Here is a 17609-nt window from a genome sequence, read left to right as displayed (position 1 = left end):
GGCGTGGCGGCGGTGACGGCAGTCGGGTGCGGGCACGTCGGCTGAACCTCGATCACCCGATGGCTATGCGGATTTCGCCGACGACCGCACCACCGCGGGCAGCCCACCGATGACACCGTCGGCCTCCAGGGCGCGAATCTCCGTCTCGCTGAGGCCGACAGCGGTGAGCAGCTCCGTATTGTGCTGGCCGAGCAGGGGAGCGGGCCCGCGGTGGAAACGCCGCGGACCGGCGGAGAACCGCACCGGCACGGTGCTGTGCCTGGCCGTCTCGGCGACCGGGTGGGCGACCGGCTCGAAGAACTCCCGGAACTGTAGCTGTGGCAGCTCGAACTGCCGGTGCGGTTGCATGACCTTCGCGACCGGTACACCGGCGTCCCAGAGAATGCGGACGATCTCGTCGCTGTCGCGCTGCGCACACCATTCCGCGAGCCGCTCGTCGATCAGGTCATGCCTGCGGCGGCGCCCCGGCGCGGACGAGAGTTCGGGATCCAAGGCCCAGAACGGGGTCCCGAGCGCTTCGCGCAGCCGCCGCCACTGCGCGTCGGTGGCGACCGCGATCGCCACCCAGCAGTCCTCCCTGCCGAATTCGTCCACACCCGAGGCGCGATAGAGATTCTGCGGCGCGGCGCAGGGACCGCGGTTGCCGTCGCGTTGGAGCAGCGCACCGTAGGCCGAGTACTCGATCACCTGCTCGGCGGCCACATTGAGCGCGGCCTCGACCATCGCGGCCTCCACCAGCACGCCGTGTCCGGTGCGGCGCCGGTGTTCCAAGGCCAAGAGCAGGGCGTTGAGGGCGTGCACGCCCGCGTTGGGATCACCGATCGAATAGGGCTCGACCGGATTGCCGTCCGGGTGGCCGGTCAGCCAGGTCAGCCCCGAGGTGTCCTCGATGACGTAGGCGAAGGCCGGATTGTCGCGCCAGGGACCGTCGAGGCCGAAACCGGGCATCCGGACCATGATCGCGTCCGGGCGCAGTCGCCGCACGGCCGGATAGTCCAGGCCGATCTGCTCGAGCACGCGGGGTGTGTAGTTCTCCACGATCACCTCGCAGGTGGCGGCCAGCCGCCGCAACAGGTCTCGCCCGCGATCGGAGCGGAAGTCCAGCGTGAGGCCCTTCTTGTTGGTGTTCAGCCCGGAGAAGACGGGGGACTTCTCCCACCATTGCTCTTCGCTCGGCGGCACGCCCGCGATGAGGCGGGTGCCGTCGGGGTGTCCGGCCGATTCCACGTGGATGACTTCGGCGCCGAGCATGCCGAGGTAGTGCGTGCACGACGGCCCGGCCCAGAACGTCGTGAGGTCGAGGACGCGAAGATTTTCGAACGGCAGGGGTTCCGGTGCGGTGCGTCCTGCCGTGCGCGGGCGTTTCCGGCGACGGGCACGATATTCCTCGGTGTGCTCGCCGAGCCGGGGAGCGGGTCGCGGATCGCACAGCAGCGTGGGCGTCGTGCGATACGGGGGGCCGGGCTGGACGAAGCCGTCGCGGGGGTTCACCGTGAAGAATCTTCGCGCCACGTGATGATCAGTGGTCGTGGCGTTTGCTCCGTTCACCACCGGGCCGTTGGGAATGCGGAAGGCGGTCGCCAGATCGCGGATCACCTCGGCGGGCTGCTCGGCAAACCAGGCGAAGATCTCCGGCGCCTTCTCGTTGGCCCGCTGGGTGATCGCCGGGGCGGGGTCCTCCTCGATCCACTCCGGATGCCCCACCATCGCGCACAGGTCGAACCACTGCTGCGCGGTGCCGCAGCCCACCGCCACCAAGCCGTCGGCGGCGGTGGCGACCCCGGGCACGCTGAGCCGTCGTTCCGTGCGGAACGGGCGGCCGAGCGCGTCGAAGAATGAGACGGGGAAATAGGTGAGCCCGAGGATCTGGGTCTCCAGCACGGACAGATCGACCAGCTCGCCCGCGCCGGATCCGAGCGTGCGCAGCCGCGAGGTCATGGTGGCCGCGCTCGCGTAGGCGCCGGCGAACCATTCCCCGATCCGGCCGCCCACGTGCACCGGCGCTCGGTCCGGCGCGCCTCGGCCGAGGCCGACGATGCCGCCGGACCACGCTTGCAAGGTGAACTCGGTGGCCGGGCGGTCGTGCCACGGCCCGTCGAGACCGAACGGGGTGATCGCGGTGACCACCAGATGACGGTGCGCGCGGCGCAACGCGGCCGGGGCGAGCCGGGGGTGCTCGGCGAGCCGCGACCCCGGCGACCACACCACCACGTCGGCCGCCGCGAGTAGGTCGTCGACGAGTTCCAGGTCCGCGGCCACCCCCGGCGCGGCGACGACACTCTTCTTCGAACCGGCCAGGAAGGAGAACAGCGCACCGTCGGACCCCGGGGCGATGCGGGCCAACGATGCCGACCACCGGCGAAGCGAATCCCCCTCCGGCGCTTCGACGTTGATGATCTCCGCGCCGCCGTCGGCCAGCAGTTTGGTGCAATAGGCGCCTGCGATCCCCGAGGAGACGTCGACCACGACGCAACCGCGCAACGGCGGTTCGACGGGACGCTCGGAGCTGTTCGCGGATTCTTTCGATCCCATGACCTCTCACCGTTCCGATTCCCGCGACCGAGTGCTCCGGCCTCGGCCGGGCCGGGCTAGACCTTCTTCTTGCGACCGGACTTGCTCAGCCGGAATTCCGGCGGAAACCGCGCGTCGTTGTCCTTGACCGAGTTGTTCAGCCCGCTTTCGAACGCGTTGTCCAGCATGAGTTCGTCGTCGTCGGCGTGGATGTGGCCGCCCATCGATTCGAAGAACCCGCTCAGCAGACTGCCCATGTACTCGCCCTGGTGCTGCTTCATCACTTCGAAGAACACCTTCTGCATGAACACGGTGTCGGTGGGCCGGTTGCGGGCACAGGCGCGGGCGTACTTCTCGGTCTCGGCTTCGAGGTCGGCTCGCGCGACGACCTTGTTCAGGAAGTTGCACTCGTACATCTCCCGCGCGGTGAACGCCCGGCCGGTGAAGACCATCTCCTGGAACCGGCGCAACCCCATGGTCTGGGCCCACGTCCACATCCGCGGCCCCCAGCCGTAGTACCGGAAGGACGGATGACCGAAAAGGGCGTCGTCGGAGGAGATCACCAGGTCGGCGTCGGCCGCCTGATAGAAATGCCAGCCATAGCAGTAGCCTTTCACCTCCAGGATGCTGATCTTCTTGAACTCCTGCAGGCTGCGGCAACCGGCTTGGGCGTTGGCGTACCACTGGCTGATCGTGGCGCCGTGCCGGAAGGACGCGCGGGGCGGATACCGCACCTCGTCCTCGCCGATCTTGTACTCGCTCAACCGCGGACCCTGCGTGGGCGCGCTCTGCACCGCCATGAACTCGGGCAGGTCGGCTCCGGTGCCGAGGTCGTCGCCCGCCCCGCGGACGACGAGCACTTTCACCTCGTCGTCGACGTTCGCGCGGTGCAGCAGGTCGGCGTAGCGCAGTCGGGCCGCGATGGTGGGCGCGTTGAGATGATCGGGACGGTCGAAGGTGATGGTCGCGATCCGGGTCTTGGGGTCCTTGTCGTAGCGGATGATCTCCTCCGCCGACGGCTGCTCGGGACCGGACATGGACGGGCTCCTTCCTAGTGCTCCCAGTGCGGAGCGGTGGTGAGCACCTCGGCGCCGTCCTCGGTGATCAGGACCGCGTCGCGCCCGAACACCGCCCCGACACCGGATTCCCACGTGTACGCGGTGACGGCGAGGACCATGCCCGGCTCGAGGCGTTCGGCCGCGGCGCTCGCACGCAGGTGATCGGTCAGTACCGGCGGATCGAACCCCATGCCGAGCCCCCGCGCGACAGGCATCGGCGGCAGCGGTTCCCCCGCGATCTCGTAGGCGGCGAGCAGGTCCGTGCCCGCCGCTCCCGGGCGGCACGCCTCCAGCAGCCTGCCCCACAGGCCGTCCCACCGCCGGTACAGCTTGCGGACCCGGTCGTCGCCTTCGCCGCCGACCGGCCAGGTGCGGCCCACCTCGCCGATATAGCCCTCGCCCAGCACACCCGAGGAGAAGGCCACCAGGTCGCCCGCCCGCGCGCGGCGGTCCGCGCCCGCCCGCCGCCAGGGGTGTTCCCGTGAGGTCACCCATGCCGAGTCCTGCGAGGCCGGGGTGCTGACGCCGCCGGCGGCCATCGCCTCGAGCAGCACGCCGATCAACGCCTGCTCGGTGACGCCCGGCGCGAGCAGGCGCACGGCCGCGGCCAAGCCTTCCTCCGCGATGGCGAGGGTCGCGCGCAACACCTCCACTTCCTCGGGAGTCTTGATCCGGCGTGCGGCGCGCATCGCCAGTTCGCCGTCGACCAGTTCGGCCGAGGGAAAGGCGAGCGGAAGCAGCTTCGCGAAGCCGGGTGACAGCGCGTCGGTGCCGACCCGCCGCGCGGTGGCGGCGCCCTCGATGCCGCGCAGCACGGCGATGGTGTTCATCGGATTCCACGCGATGCCGTACAGGTTCTCGTGCGGGATGTCCTCGGGCACGCCTTCGTCCCACGTGCTCAGCAGATGCACCGCGCGCGTGCGCCGCACCACCGTCGCCACCGGCCCGAACGGGCGGGTGCCCGCGACCCACAATTGCGGTGTGCCGGAGACGTAGCGGGCGTTGGCCTGGCGTCCGAGCACCAGGACGTCCAGATCATGGGCTTGCATCTGTGCCATGGCACGTTCGCGCCGCCCATGTCGCAGGGCGCGAGCGTCGGGCAGAATCTCAGTGGCCATACGGCGCGTAGGGGTAGTCGGTGAGGGCGGTCCAGCCCTCCTCGGTGATCACGATGATTTCCTCGCTTCGGTAGCCGCCGGTGCCGTCCTCCCAGACGACCGGCTCCAGAACCAGCACCATGCCGGGTTCGAACACGAAGTTCTCGTCGAACTCGGCGCCGAGATCGGTGCCGATCATCGGCATCTCGGCGGCGCTCACGCCGATTCCGTGTCCCAGATAGAAATGCGGCAGCCAGGGCTCGGCGCCGCCGGCGGCGGCGATCGCCGCCCGCGCGAGATCGGCGGCCGTGGCGCCGGCGCGGGTCACGTCGAGCACCGCGGTGAGGATCTCGCGCCAGCGCTCGAACTGCCGCTGCTGGCGGGCGTCGGGCTCGGCGCCCACCGTCCAGGTGCGGCCGAAGTCCGAGCAGTAGCCCCCGTAGGTGATGCTGACGTCGGTCCAGAGCACGTCACCGGCGCGCAGTTCCCGCTCCGTGGTCAGCAGTGGCAGAGCCAGATCGCCGTGTGTGGTCCAGACGCCGTCGGCCTTGGTCTCCGGCATCACCTGCCAGATGGCGTCGAGCATGGTGGCGGTGGCGCCGAGTTCGAACGCCCTGCGCACGAAGCTCGCCGACAGATCGATCTGCCTGCGCCCCGGCGCGAGCGCCGCCTGCACGTCGACCATGGCCTGCTCGGTGATCCGGCACGCGGTGCGGATGCAGGCGATCTCGTCGGGTGTCTTGATCAGTTTCGCGGCGCCGATCACGGCGGCGGCATCCGCGGGAGCGCCGCCGGGGAACAGCGTGGATCGCGCCCGCAGCATGGCTCCGGTGCACTCGTCCACCGCGATGACCGACCCCGCCGGGACGAGATCGGCCACGATGCGCGCGAAAGCCGCTACGCCCTCGTCGAATTCGAGATACACCGGACCGTGCAGGTGGTCGCCCGGGAGATCCGATTCCGCCGAGGCTCCCTCCCGGAACGGCAGGAGCAGGTGCGGCCACGGATCGCCCGCCACGACCACGGCGACCGGCCGTTCGACGTGGGCGAGCCCCGCGTCGCCGAGCGGCCAGTTCGCCCCGGTCGCATATACGACGTTGCTGTTGTTCAGCAGAATCAGCGCGTCGACGCCCTGTTCGGCCATGGCCGAGCGCAGCCGCGCCCCGGTCTCGCGCCGCATGCGCGCGCGATCCGGCACCTCGGGGATCGCGAGGGACGAGGTGGCCGCGACGGGGAACGACGTCATGACAGACCCAGGAATGCGGTCACGTTGCCCCTGACGATCCGGGCGGCGTCCTCCGGCCCCACGGCCTGCACCACGGCTCGCAGGGATTTCTCCGAGTAGCCGAACGTGCTCTCGTTGTGCGGGTAGTCCGACGACCACATGACCCGGTCGCGGCCGATGTGGTCGATCAGCGACAGGCCCAGCGGGTCCACCATGAACGAGGCGCGCATGTGGTTGTCCCAGTAGTAGCGCACCTCGTGCTCCACCGGGCGATCGAGCATGTGCTGGAAGGAGGCAAGCATGTGCTCGGCGTCCTGGATCGCGGAAGCCACCCAGTTCACCCCGCCCTCGAACCAGCCGATGCTCAGGCCGGGATGCCGGTCGATGATGCCGCTGAAGATGTACTTGGAGAACAGTTCCCGGAACGGGGCGACGTTGTGCATCATGCCGACGGCGACGCTGTTGACCTCGCAGGGGCTCGACAGCGGCGACTCGCCGATGTGGTGGGAGACCGGCACGCCGGACTCCTCGATCGCGTCCCACACCGGGATCATCGCGGTGCTCGCGTAGTCGATGACCTTTCCTTCGTCGTCCTTGCCCGCCGACAGCGGCAGCAGGAACGTCTTGAGCCCCAGTGACTTCAGCTCCGCGAGGGTGCGGCGCGTGCCTTCGGCGTCCCACCAGTTGATCAGTCCGACGCCGTAGAAGCTGCCGCCGGAGCGCTCCTGCAACTCCGCGATGTAGGCGTTGTACACCCGGAAGGAGAGTTCGCGAATCTCCTTGTCGGGGTAGAACAGCAGCGCCAGCAGCGCGTTCGGGAACGCGAGCTCCTTGGCGATGCCGTCGGCGCGCAGATCCGCGATCCGCGCCTCCAGGTTGCCGCTTCCGGAGCCGTCCAGCGGGTCGTACTGCATCAGCACATGACTGAAATCGCCGGGCAGGAACGACTTCCCCTTCCGGCCCAGCTGGTATGCGCCGTCCTCGTACCACACCCGCGGGGCGCGGTCCTTGAGCGATTCCGGGAACCGCTCGTAGAAGATGTCGTGCGCCAGCGAGATGTGGTTGTCGGCCGAGAAGACCTCGGTGCCCGGTGGCAGGCCGGCCGAACCCTCGGCGTGGCCGCGGCGGTCCTTCGGCGGGCCGAAGCCGCCGGGCGGGTACAACGAGGCACTGCTGGTCGGAACCGACATCTTGACCCTCCCATGGATCTGTTCGCGGCACGGAACCGCTGTCGCGTCGGCGGGGTGCGGATGCGGACTGCGTCGGCGGCGCGTGGGGCCCGCGGATCACCGCGGTTCCGTTGTGGAAATGACGTTATCACAATGTGAGAGCCACACCTACATATGTCATTGACCGGGCACCCGATTTTCGGCTCGTGACTGCGAGAATGAAATTATCGTCTGCTCGCGGTGGGAGGCCCTTGTCACACTGCCTAAACCAACCTACTGTGTGTTCACTAGGTTTGATCGAACAGGGATTCTCGTGACCACTCCTCGTCCTTACGCCTCCCTGCTGGCCAAAGGTGAAGACCGCCGACAGCGCATCCTGGCGGTCGCCCAGCGCCTGCTCACCCGGAATGGCTGGCGCAGTACGACATTGGCGCAGATCGCGCGCGAAGCCGGCGTGAGCCCGGCCGGACTGCTGCACCATTTCCAGTCCAAGGAGCAACTGCTGCACGCCGTGCTCGACGCCCGCGACGCGGACGACGCCATGGAAGCCGATGTGACGGGAGATCTGTTCCTGGAGATCCGCAAAGTCGCCGATCGCATCCAGCGCTCACCGGAACTGGTGGGCACCTTCGTAGTCCTGCTGGTGGAGAACCTGCTGCCCGAGGCTCCACTGCACGAGCGCCTGCTCGACCGTTGGAAGGTGGCCGTCGGCATCGTCGCCGACGTCATCCGCCGCAACCAGGAGATCGGACGGTACCGGCCCGATTTCGACCCAGACGTCCGGGCTGTGGAAATCGTCGCTTTCATCAATGGAATGGAGATCTCATGGATGCTCGACCACTCGATCCCGCTGACCGAGGTGTTCCACGAGTACACCAGGTCACTGGCGCGCGACTTCGCGCCGGATGGGGAACGAAGAGATACCGCCTCGACGTCGTCGCGACCAGCATCGTCGACGTAGTCCAGCACGCGGGCGGATGGCTGTTCGACCGCTCGGTCGCGGGGTGGGACGTCACGGTGCTGGTGGCCGATCCCTCGGATACGCGGCCGCTGCGCATCCTCGGCGCCGAGGTGCTGGACCTGGAGCAGGTGCTCGCCTCGCGCGGGCAGGGGCGGCAGCCGCACGCGCTCGCGGTGGCCGCCGACGTCTGCGAATGCGATCGCCGGGCGCGCCGGGGTCTGCTGAAGGCGTTGGACGACGGCGGCGTGCAAGTGGTGGTCTGGGGTGAGGGCTGGCCCGCGCCCCCGGAACACCGGGTCGATCCGGTGCTGCACCGGCTCAGCGTCGCCGCGCAAGCCTTCAAGGCCCAAGCCCTGACCGCGGCGGCGGTTCCGGCCACCTCGGTCGCAACGACCGAGGTCTTCCGCATCGGGCTGTCGTCCTTCCCTCCGATCGGCGCGGATCTCAGCCCCGTCGGCTGACTCGCATCCGTCCCGAATCTTTCTCGCCTGCTGCCTGTTTCGGCCGCTACCTGCCGTCCTCCGCGTCTCCGTCGACCGTGCGACACCCCGTCGCCGCGATCAGGGCGGCTATGGGTTTCGCGCATCGGCCTGGCTGTTCGTCGACACGGTCATCGACGCGCCGTGCCGCCGAACCGACACCGGCCGTCCGTAGCGGCTGCCCTTGCCTCCCTCATTGAGTTCTCTTGAAGAGCGTGTAATCATATTCATATATGAGAATGGCATTTTCAACGAACGAGAGGGGGATTAATGCGAGCCGAGGCCGAGGTGCGGGGGACCGCCCGCCCGGCGGGACGGGCACTGTTCACGACCATCACGCGAGCGGCGGCGGGCCCCATGCAGGCGGTCGGCGGGTTGTTCGCCATGTCGGCGGACGCGGTGCGGTTGTTGTTCCACAGGCCGTTCCAGACTCGGGAATTCCTCGAGCAGTCCTGGTTCCTCGTGCGGGTTTCGCTGGTGCCGACACTGCTGGTGGCGATCCCGTTCACGGTGCTGGTGAGCTTCACGCTCAACATTCTCTTGCGCGAACTCGGCGCGGCGGATCTCAGCGGCGCGGGCGCCGCGTTCGGCGCGGTGACGCAGGTGGGTCCGATGGTCACCGTGCTGATCGTCGCCGGGTCCGGCGCGACGGCGATGTGCGCCGACCTCGGCTCACGAACCATCCGCGAGGAGATCGCGGCGATGCAGGTGCTGGGCATCGACCCGGTGCAACGACTCGTGACGCCGCGGATGCTCGCCTCCGGCTCGGTGGCGTTCCTGCTGAACAATCTGGTGTGCATCATCGGCGTGATCGGCGGCTACGTGTTCTCCGTCTACGTCCAGGACGTCAATCCCGGCGCCTTCGCCGCCGGTATCACGCTGCTGACCGGGATCGATGAGGTGATCATCTCCTCGGTCAAAGCCCTGCTGTTCGGGCTCGTGGCCGGGCTCGTCGCCTGCTACCGGGGATTGATCGTTTCCGGCGGGGCCAAGGCCGTCGGCAACGCGGTCAACGAGACCGTGGTCTACGCCTTCATGTCGTTGTTCGTCATCAATGTGGTCGTCACGGCGATCGGCATCCAGATGACCGTGCGGTGAAGGAGCGGCGCCCGTGACCCTGATCGCGCGCTATCCGAAGACGATCCGGCGGATCCGGCGGCCGTACCAGGCGCTGGGCCGGATCGGTGACCACGCCATCTTCTATGGAAAGGCGCTGGTGTACGCGCCGTTCGCCGCCTGGCGCTACCGCAGGGAGACGGTCCGGTTGATCGCCGAGATCAGCATGGGTTCCGGGGCGCTGGCGGTGTTCGGCGGGACGGTGGTGATCGTGGGATTCCTGACCTTGGCCACCGGCGGCACCCTCGCCGTCCAGGGCTACAGCTCGCTGGGCAACATCGGCATCGAAGCGCTGACCGGTTTCCTGTCGGCGTTCATCAACGTGCGCATCTCCGCACCGGTGGTGGCCGGCATCGGGCTGGCCGCGACCTTCGGCGCCGGCGCCACAGCCCAGCTCGGCGCGATGCGGATCAACGAGGAGATCGACGCGCTGGAATCGCTTGCCATCCAACCTATTCCGTACCTGGTCGGCACCAGGATAGTCGCGGGCATGATCGCGATCGTCCCGCTGTACGCCTTGGCGGTCATCGCCTCGTTCCTCGCCAGCAGGCTGACCACCGTCGTGCTGCTCGGTCAGTCCGCCGGGCTGTACGACCACTACTTCGGGACCTTCCTGAACCCGGTCGACCTGGTGTGGTCGTTCGTGCAAGCGATCCTGATGGCGCTGACGATCCTGCTGATCCACACCTACTTCGGCTACTTCGCCAGCGGGGGACCCTCGGGTGTCGGCATCGCCGTCGGCAACGCGGTCCGGACCTCGCTGATCGGGGTCGTCTCGGTGACGTTGCTGGTCTCGCTGGCGGTCTACGGCGCCAACGGGAACTTCGATCTGTCCGGTTGAGAGGTGCCGATGTTGTCGACGATGAAGTCGCTGGCCGTGGCGTCGCGCGGACTGTTGCGTCCCGCGGCGGGGCTGGCCTCGATCGCCGTGGGGATCGCGGTCGTCGGCCTCGGTGTGACCATGTTCAACGGCGGATTCGCCGACACCGTGCCGGTGACCGTGCTGTCGCCGCGCGCCGGACTGGTGATGTATCCGGACGCCGACGTCAAGATGCGCGGGGTCACGGTGGGCAAGGTCGCCTCGATCGAGGAACGCGCCGACGGGCTCGCGTCCATCCGGTTGGCGATCGATGCCGGGCAGCTGCACCTCATTCCCGCCGACGTGCGCGTCGACATCGCCTCGACCACGGTGTTCGGCGCGAAGTTCGTGCAGTTCCTCCCACCGGAACACCCTGCGCCGCAGGCGCTTCGGCCCGGACAGGTCCTCGGCGCCGAGCACGTCACCGTGGAGATCAACACCGTGTTCCAGCAGCTGACCGCGGTGCTCGGGCGCATCGAACCGGACAAACTCAACGAGACGCTCGGCGCGATCGCCGACGCTACCGGCGGACGCGGCCACGAACTGGGCGTGATGCTCGGCGACTCGGAGCACTTCCTCGCCCAGCTCGAGCCGGGCCTGCCCGCGCTGCGCGCCGATCTCGCCATGGCGCCTGCGGTGCTGAACGACTACGCCGACGCGACCGCGCCCCTGCTAAACACCGCTCGCAACGCCGCCGCGATCAGCGAGACGATCGTGGCCGAACAGCGCGATCTCGACGCCATGCTGATCGGGCTGATCGGCTTGTCGGACACCGGAACCCGGGTGCTGGCCGACAACCATGCCGCGTTGGACACTACCCTGGCGGCGCTGGTGCCGACCACCACCCTCACCAACAGCTATCACGAGGCGCTGACCTGCGCGCTCGACGGTTTCGGGTGGCTGTCGCGATCCAAGCCGGTCGACGTGCCCGGGCTCGGGCTGTCGGCGAACTTCCTGTTCGGCACCGAACCGTACCGGTATCCGCGGAATCTGCCCAAGGTCGCCGCCACGGGTGGCCCGCAGTGTTCGGTGCTGCCGGTTCCCTACGAGGGACGGCCGCCGTTCGTCGTCGCCGACGTCGGCGCGAACCCGTTCGAGAAGGGAAATCAGACCGTGGAGCTGAACGTGGGCAACCTCCCGCAGGCCCTGTTCGGTCCGCTCGCCGGGCAACCGGGGGACGGTGGTCCCCGATGAACCCGCGCAACTCGCCGTTGCTGAAGTTCGGTGTGTTCGCCGTGGTGATGCTCGTGCTGTCCGGCTTTCTGGTGCTCGTGTTCGGTGAGTACCGGACCGGGACGCGCGCGGAGTACGCCGCCGTGTTCACCGACTCCTCCGGACTGCGGCCGGGCAACACCGTCCGCATCGCCGGGGTGGAGGTGGGCACGGTTCGCCGGGTCACGCTGCGCGACGACCACAAGGTCAGGGTGGCGTTCGACGCGGACCGCGGAGTCGCGCTGACCAGCGGCACCGCGGTGGCCGTGCGCTATCTCAACCTCGTCGGCGACCGCTATCTGGAGCTGACGGACACACCGGGATCGACCGGAATGCTGGCCGCAGGCAGTGAGATTCCCGTCGAGCGGACCTCGCCCGCGCTCGACCTCGACCTGCTGCTCGGTGGTCTGAAGCCGGTGATCCAAGGCTTGGACGCGCGCGAGGTGAACGCGCTGACCTGGTCGTTGCTGGAGATCTTCCAGGGCAAGGACGGCACGCTGGATTCGCTGCTGTCGCGGACGTCGTCGTTCACCACCGCGCTCGCCGGGCGCTCCGAGGTGATCGGGCGGCTGATCGATCACCTCGGCGCGGTCATGGCGACGCTGTCGAAGGAGGGCGAGCAGTTCGCGGGCACCGTCGACCGGCTCGAACAGCTGGTCACGCAGTTGTCGCGGGAGCGAGATCCGATCGCCGCGGCGATCGACGCCCTCGACGACGGCACCGCCACCGTCGCCGATCTGCTCACCAGGGCCCGGCCGCCCTTGGCGGGCACCGTCGACGAGCTCGCGCGCTTGGCCCCCTTGGTCGACCAGGACAAACAACTGCTCGACGACGCCTTGCAGCGGGCGCCGGGGAATTTCCGCAAGCTGGTGCGCACCGGCGCCTACGGCAATTTCGTCCAGTACTACATCTGCGCGGTCACCGTCCGGGTGACCGACGAGACGGGGCAGGTGGCGGTGCTGCCCTGGATCGAGCAGAAAACCGGAAGGTGCAGCGGGTAGCCATGCTGGAGTACCGCGGAACCCATCTGGCCCGTCCCGGCGTGATCGGGGTCGTGCTCGCGGTCTGCGTCATTCTGATCGGATTGCAGTCCCAGAAGTTCATCGAGTGGGCCACCACCGTGCGATACCAGGCCGTCTTCAGCGAGGCGGGCGGCCTCGCCGCGGGCGACGACGTGCTCGTGTCCGGCCTGCGGGTGGGCCGGGTGTCGAAGGTCGCGCTGCGCGGAGGCGACGCCTGGGTGACGTTCGCGATCGACGAGACGATCCGGCTCGGCGACGACACCGCGGCGCAGATCAAAACCGGATCGCTGCTGGGAAAGCGGGTGCTGACCCTCGTTCCTGCCGGCGCGCACACCCTGCGGCCGTCCGGCGTGATCCCATTGGAGCGGACGTCGTCGCCCTATTCGCTGACCGACGCGGTCGGCGATCTGGCCACCAACGTCGCGCAGATCGACACCGACGCGCTCAACCGGTCGCTGGACATGCTGTCCTCGACACTGGACCGCATCGCGCCGCAGCTGGGCCCGGCGTTCGACGGAGTGACCCGGCTGTCGCGATCGATCAACAGCCGCGACGGCTCGCTGCGCGACCTGCTGCGCACGACCGCCGACGTCACCGCGATCCTCTCCCAACGCGGCGAGCAGGTGAACACGCTGATCCTGAACGCGAACGCGCTGCTCGGCGTGCTGGCCGCGCGCAGGCAGGCGATCGTCGACCTACTGGCGGGCACCGCCGCGGTGGCCGGCCAGCTGTCGGGCTTGGTCGCCGACAACGAGGCCGAGCTCGCGCCGACCCTGGCCCGGCTCAACTCGGTGGCGGCGATGCTGGAGAAGAATCGCGACAACATCGCCGCGGCGATCCCCGGGCTGGCGAAAGCCGCGCTCACCCAGGGCGAAGCCGTGTCGGGTGGGCCGTTCTACAACGCCTACGTCGCCAATCTGATCCCCGCCCAGCTCATCCAGCCGTTCATCGATCAAGCCTTCGGCATCCAGCCGCCCAGCGCGTTCCCCGTCCCGGCCCCGGAGCCGCCGCGATGAAGACCAGAATCCTCGGCGCGGTCGGTGCGGTGCTGGTGGTGTCGCTGGTCGTCACCGGCGCCTACCTCGGATACCGAACATTATTCGGTTCCAGGACGATTCGTGCTGTCTTCACCTCCGCCACCGCTATATACAAAGGCGACGACGTGCGCGTGGCCGGAGTACGGGTCGGCCGGATCGGCTCCATCCGACCGCGCGGCACCACCACCGAAATGGAGCTGGAGGTCGACCGCGACGTCCCGATTCCCGCCGGCGCCAAGGCGGTGATCGTCGCCCAGAGCCTCGTCGGCGCCCGCTACGTGCAGCTGACCCCCGCCTACCGTGGGCAGGGGCCGACGCTGCCCGACGGGGCGGTCATTCCCGTGGAACGCACCGCCGTCCCGGTGGAGTGGGACGAGGTCAAGACCCAGCTCACCCGCCTGGCCACCGATCTCGGCCCCGGGCTGGGCTCCGCGAGCAGCTCGACCGGCCGTTTCATCGATCGAGCCGCGGACGCGATGGCAGGAAACGGCGAGAAGCTGCGGCAGACGCTGGCGCAGTTGTCCGGGATCGGCCGGGTCCTGGCCGACGGCAGCGGCGACATCGTCGGCATCATCGCCGAACTGCAGCACTTCGTGACTGTGCTGCGCGACAGCGATGTGCAGATCGTCGAATTCCAGAACCGGCTGGCCAGCCTGTCCAGCGTGCTCGACGACAGCAGATCCGACCTCGATGCCGCGCTGTCGGAACTGTCCGTCGCCGTCGCGGACGTCCAGCGCTTCGTCGCCGCCAACCGCGACGGCGCCGCCGAGCAGGTGCGGCGGCTGGCGAACGTGACCCGGAATCTCGTCGATCATCGAGACGACCTCGAGGAGTTGCTGCACATCTTCCCGACGAGCCTCGCCAACTTCTACAACATCTACAACCCGGACACCGCGACCGAAGCGGGTGTATTCGTGCTGAACAATTTCTCCAACCCCGTGCAATTCGTGTGCTCGTCCATCGCCAGCCTGGAGAAAACGACGACCGCCGAGGCCGCGCGCAAGTGCCGGGATTATCTCGGGCCGGTCATCGGTCTGCTGAACTTCAACTACCTGCCGTTCCCGGTCAACCCGCTGCACGGGCCGAGCGCGCGCCCGGAAAGCCTGATCTACACCGAAGATCACCTGATCCCCCGAGTGGTGGCGACCGAAGGGCCGCCGCCACCACCCATGCCCGGCATCGCGGACATCCTGTTGCCCGGCGGAAGGCGTTGACCGTGAGAGCTTCTCCCCGACGCGGCCACCGATTGCTCGCCGTCGGCGCCTGTTCGATGCTGGCGCTCACCGGATGCGGCTGGCACGGGGTGAACTCGCTGCCGTTGCCGGGCGCGCCCGGGCAGGGGCCTGCGGCGACCGTCATCCAGGTGGAGATGGCGAACGTCGGCACGCTGGTGTCGAACTCGCCCGTGCTCGTGGACGATGTCGTGGTCGGCAGCGTGCGCGGGATCCGGCTCGACGGTTGGCACGCGGTGGTCGAGGCGTCGATCCGCCCGGACGCCGCGGTGCCGGCGAACGTCGTCGCGACGATCGGGCAGACCAGCCTGCTGGGGTCGAGCCACCTCGCGCTGAACACCCCAGCGGGCGTCGCGCCGTCCGGGCGGCTGGCGTCGGGAACCCGGATCCCGCTGAACGGATCCTCGACCTATCCCTCCACCGAGCAGACGCTGGCGTCGCTGTCGGTGGTCGTCAACGGCGGAGGGCTCGGCCGGCTCGGCGAGATCATCCGTAATCTGAACGACGCCTTCGGCGGGCGCCAGGAACAGGTCGGCTCGCTGCTGGTCCGCCTCGACACGATGATGGGCGTGCTCGACGGCCAGCGCGACGACATCATCGGTTCGATCGATGCGCTCGAGCGATTGGCGGGGCAGTTCGCCGAGCAGCGCGACGTCGTGACCGAAACCTTGCGAAGGCTTCCGCCCGCACTCGACGTGCTGCTGGCCCAGCGGCCGAACATCACCGCGGCGCTGGATCGGCTGCGCGCGTTCAGCGACACCGCCACCGCCGTGATCACCGACGTCCGAACCGATCTGGTGACGAATCTGCGCAACCTCGAGCCGACGCTGCGGGCGCTGGCCGACGTCGGCCCCCAGATCGACGCCGCGCTGGCGTACGCGACCGTGTTCCCCTACGGCCAGAGCGTCATCGACCGCGCGGTGCGGGGCGACTACTTGAACCTGTTCGCGACGGTCGATCTCACCGTTCCCCGCCTGAAGCGGGAAATGCTGCTTGGCACCCCATGGGGCGACCCGACTGCCGTCGTGCAAGCCGCGGTCGGTGACCCGGGGTATGCCCGGCAGACCTCGAACCCGCTCGGCGCCGCGATCGCACCGCCGACCGACGGAGGCCGCTGATGCTGCTATCCCGTTTCGTCCGAGCGCAATTGGTGATCTTCGCGATCTTGTCGCTGGTCGGACTGAGCACGATGGCGACCGTCTACATGCGCCTGCCCGACCTGGCCGGCGTCGGCACCATCAACGTGTCGCTCGAGCTGCCGACCACCGGCGGGCTCTATCGCTTCGGCAATGTCACCTTCCGTGGCGTCGAGGTCGGCAAGGTGAGCTCGGTCGAGCTGACCGGCAGCGGCGTGCGCGCCACGCTGAAGATCGACAGCTCCTACCGCATTCCCGCCGACCTCACCGCGCAAGTGCGCAGCGTGTCCGCGGTCGGCGAGCAGTACGTCGAACTGCGCCCCCGCACGGACGCGCCGCCCTACCTGCGTGACGGATCGGTGATCGATCTGCGGCACGCGACGGTTCCGCAGCCGGTCGGCCCGATGCTCGACAAGCTCGGCGATCTGGTCGGCAGCATTCCCGCCGACGAACTGCACGCACTGCTCGAAGAACTGTTCCAAGGCATGCACGGCGCCCGATACGACCTGGACTCCTTGCTGAACTCGGCACAGACCCTCGCCGCCGATCTCAACGGTGCCGGTGGCCGGGCCCGCGCCCTGATCGAGGACTCAGGGCCACTGCTGCATTCCCAAGTCCGGTCCGCCGACGCCATCCGGATCTGGACACGCAGCCTCGCCGGCGTCACCGATCAGATCGTCGCGAACGACCCGCAGATCCGCGGCCTGCTGCGGACCGGCCCCGGATTCGCCGCCGAGGTCGCGCACCTGCTGGACTCGGTGCATCTCACGTTGCCGATCCTGCTGTCCGGCCTGACCTCGATCGGGCAGCTCGCCGTCACCTACAACCCCGGGCTGGAACAGATCCTGGTGCTGCTGCCACCGGCGATCTCGATGATCGAAGCGGTGCAACCCAATCGCAACGCCGCCGGGCTCGGCCTCGGCGACTTCCGGCTCGGCGGCATCTCCGACCCGCCCGCGTGCACCGTCGGTTTCCTGCCGCCGTCGGCGTGGCGATCGCCGGAGGACACCGACACCATCGACACCCCCGACGGGTTGTACTGCAAACTGCCCCAGGATTCCGACATCGCGGTGCGCGGCGTGCGCAACATTCCGTGCGCGAACAACCCCGCCAAGCGGGCGCCGACCGCCGCCCTGTGCAACAGCGACCAGGAATTCCAGCCTCTTGCCACCGAACAGCCCCTGCTGGGTCCCTACCCGCACGACCCGAGCCTGGAAGGGCAAGGTGTGCCGCCCGATTCACGCTGGAATCAGGGCGCGGGACCGGCGGCCGCACCCGCCTCGGCCCCCGCGGCGCCCTCTATCGGCATCGCGCGCTACGACCCCCGGACCGGTAACTACCTCGGCCCGGACGGCCGCCTCTACCAGCAGAGCAACCTGGCATCCTCGACCGACCGGACCTGGACCGACATGCTGCCGCACTGACCGCCGCCGCGCCCGATCGGCCCGGGGAATGCCGCGAGGACCGTTGTGCTGGTCCGGTTTCGAACCCGGTG

At 68.8% G+C, this 17609-nt stretch carries 15 protein-coding genes; 10 read left to right on the top strand and 5 right to left on the bottom strand.

The features are described from left to right. Positions 1 to 63: 63 nt before the first annotated feature. Genes ACH49X_RS18230 through ACH49X_RS18210 form a run of 5 tightly spaced genes read right to left on the bottom strand, consistent with a single transcriptional unit; the run spans position 64 to position 7081 of the window. Complete coding sequence (locus ACH49X_RS18230; protein ID WP_357205768.1) at positions 64 to 2532, bottom strand: CoA transferase; 2469 nt, start codon at positions 2530 to 2532, stop codon at positions 64 to 66. 56 nt (positions 2533 to 2588) lie between these two features. Beyond that, on the bottom strand, positions 2589 to 3548 hold the full coding sequence (locus tag ACH49X_RS18225; RefSeq protein ID WP_195079160.1) for an enoyl-CoA hydratase/isomerase family protein: 960 nt from the start codon (positions 3546 to 3548) through the stop codon (positions 2589 to 2591). A 14-nt stretch (positions 3549 to 3562) separates the two neighbouring features. Next, positions 3563 to 4687: a M24 family metallopeptidase gene (locus ACH49X_RS18220; RefSeq protein WP_357103185.1), complete on the bottom strand. Its 1125-nt coding sequence runs from the start codon at positions 4685 to 4687 to the stop codon at positions 3563 to 3565. Beyond that, entirely contained in the window at positions 4677 to 5912 is a 1236-nt protein-coding gene (locus ACH49X_RS18215; RefSeq protein WP_195079162.1) for a Xaa-Pro peptidase family protein, read from the bottom strand. The genes ACH49X_RS18220 and ACH49X_RS18215 overlap by 11 nt, the downstream gene beginning before the upstream one ends. Further along, complete coding sequence (locus ACH49X_RS18210) at positions 5909 to 7081, bottom strand: amidohydrolase family protein (protein WP_195079163.1); 1173 nt, start codon at positions 7079 to 7081, stop codon at positions 5909 to 5911. The genes ACH49X_RS18215 and ACH49X_RS18210 overlap by 4 nt, the downstream gene beginning before the upstream one ends. A gap of 292 nt (positions 7082 to 7373) precedes the next feature. Here ACH49X_RS18210 and ACH49X_RS18205 point away from each other — a divergent pair, with 292 nt between their 5' ends. From ACH49X_RS18205 to ACH49X_RS18160, 10 genes are all read left to right on the top strand, one after another. Further along, positions 7374 to 8021, top strand: a complete 648-nt coding sequence (locus ACH49X_RS18205; RefSeq protein ID WP_357205763.1) for a helix-turn-helix domain-containing protein — start codon at positions 7374 to 7376, stop codon at positions 8019 to 8021. Continuing rightward, positions 8009 to 8482, top strand: a complete 474-nt coding sequence (locus ACH49X_RS18200; RefSeq protein WP_195079440.1) for a hypothetical protein — start codon at positions 8009 to 8011, stop codon at positions 8480 to 8482. Before ACH49X_RS18205 ends, ACH49X_RS18200 begins: the two co-directional genes overlap by 13 nt. Before the next feature lie 375 nt (positions 8483 to 8857). Next, positions 8858 to 9598 (top strand): ABC transporter permease, encoded by a 741-nt coding sequence (locus tag ACH49X_RS18195; RefSeq protein WP_195079441.1) that lies wholly within the window; start codon positions 8858 to 8860, stop codon positions 9596 to 9598. A 19-nt stretch (positions 9599 to 9617) separates the two neighbouring features. After that, the gene (locus ACH49X_RS18190; protein ID WP_397070405.1) at positions 9618 to 10457 is read left to right on the top strand and encodes an MlaE family ABC transporter permease; all 840 of its coding nucleotides are present in this window, start codon (positions 9618 to 9620) and stop codon (positions 10455 to 10457) included. Positions 10458 to 10478: 21 nt separating this feature from the next. Next, entirely contained in the window at positions 10479 to 11669 is a 1191-nt protein-coding gene (locus ACH49X_RS18185) for an MCE family protein (RefSeq protein ID WP_195079442.1), read from the top strand. Further along, on the top strand, positions 11666 to 12688 hold the full coding sequence (locus tag ACH49X_RS18180; protein WP_357205760.1) for an MCE family protein: 1023 nt from the start codon (positions 11666 to 11668) through the stop codon (positions 12686 to 12688). Before ACH49X_RS18185 ends, ACH49X_RS18180 begins: the two co-directional genes overlap by 4 nt. A 2-nt stretch (positions 12689 to 12690) precedes the next feature. Further along, positions 12691 to 13725, top strand: a complete 1035-nt coding sequence (locus ACH49X_RS18175; RefSeq protein WP_357205757.1) for an MCE family protein — start codon at positions 12691 to 12693, stop codon at positions 13723 to 13725. Beyond that, entirely contained in the window at positions 13722 to 14960 is a 1239-nt protein-coding gene (locus ACH49X_RS18170) for an MCE family protein (protein WP_195079168.1), read from the top strand. Before ACH49X_RS18175 ends, ACH49X_RS18170 begins: the two co-directional genes overlap by 4 nt. Positions 14961 to 14962: 2 nt before the next feature. After that, positions 14963 to 16096 (top strand): MCE family protein, encoded by a 1134-nt coding sequence (locus tag ACH49X_RS18165; RefSeq protein ID WP_357103169.1) that lies wholly within the window; start codon positions 14963 to 14965, stop codon positions 16094 to 16096. Between the two features lie 2 nt (positions 16097 to 16098). After that, positions 16099 to 17538, top strand: coding sequence for an MlaD family protein (locus ACH49X_RS18160; RefSeq protein ID WP_357205894.1), 1440 nt, complete (start codon positions 16099 to 16101; stop codon positions 17536 to 17538). Positions 17539 to 17609: the final 71 nt, after the last annotated feature.

The organism is Nocardia sp. NPDC019323 (assembly GCF_044389845.1).
GTDB classification, from domain to species: domain Bacteria; phylum Actinomycetota; class Actinomycetes; order Mycobacteriales; family Mycobacteriaceae; genus Nocardia; species Nocardia implantans.
Note: the sequence above shows the minus strand (reverse complement) of the source record. Positions and strands in the feature narration are given on the sequence as shown.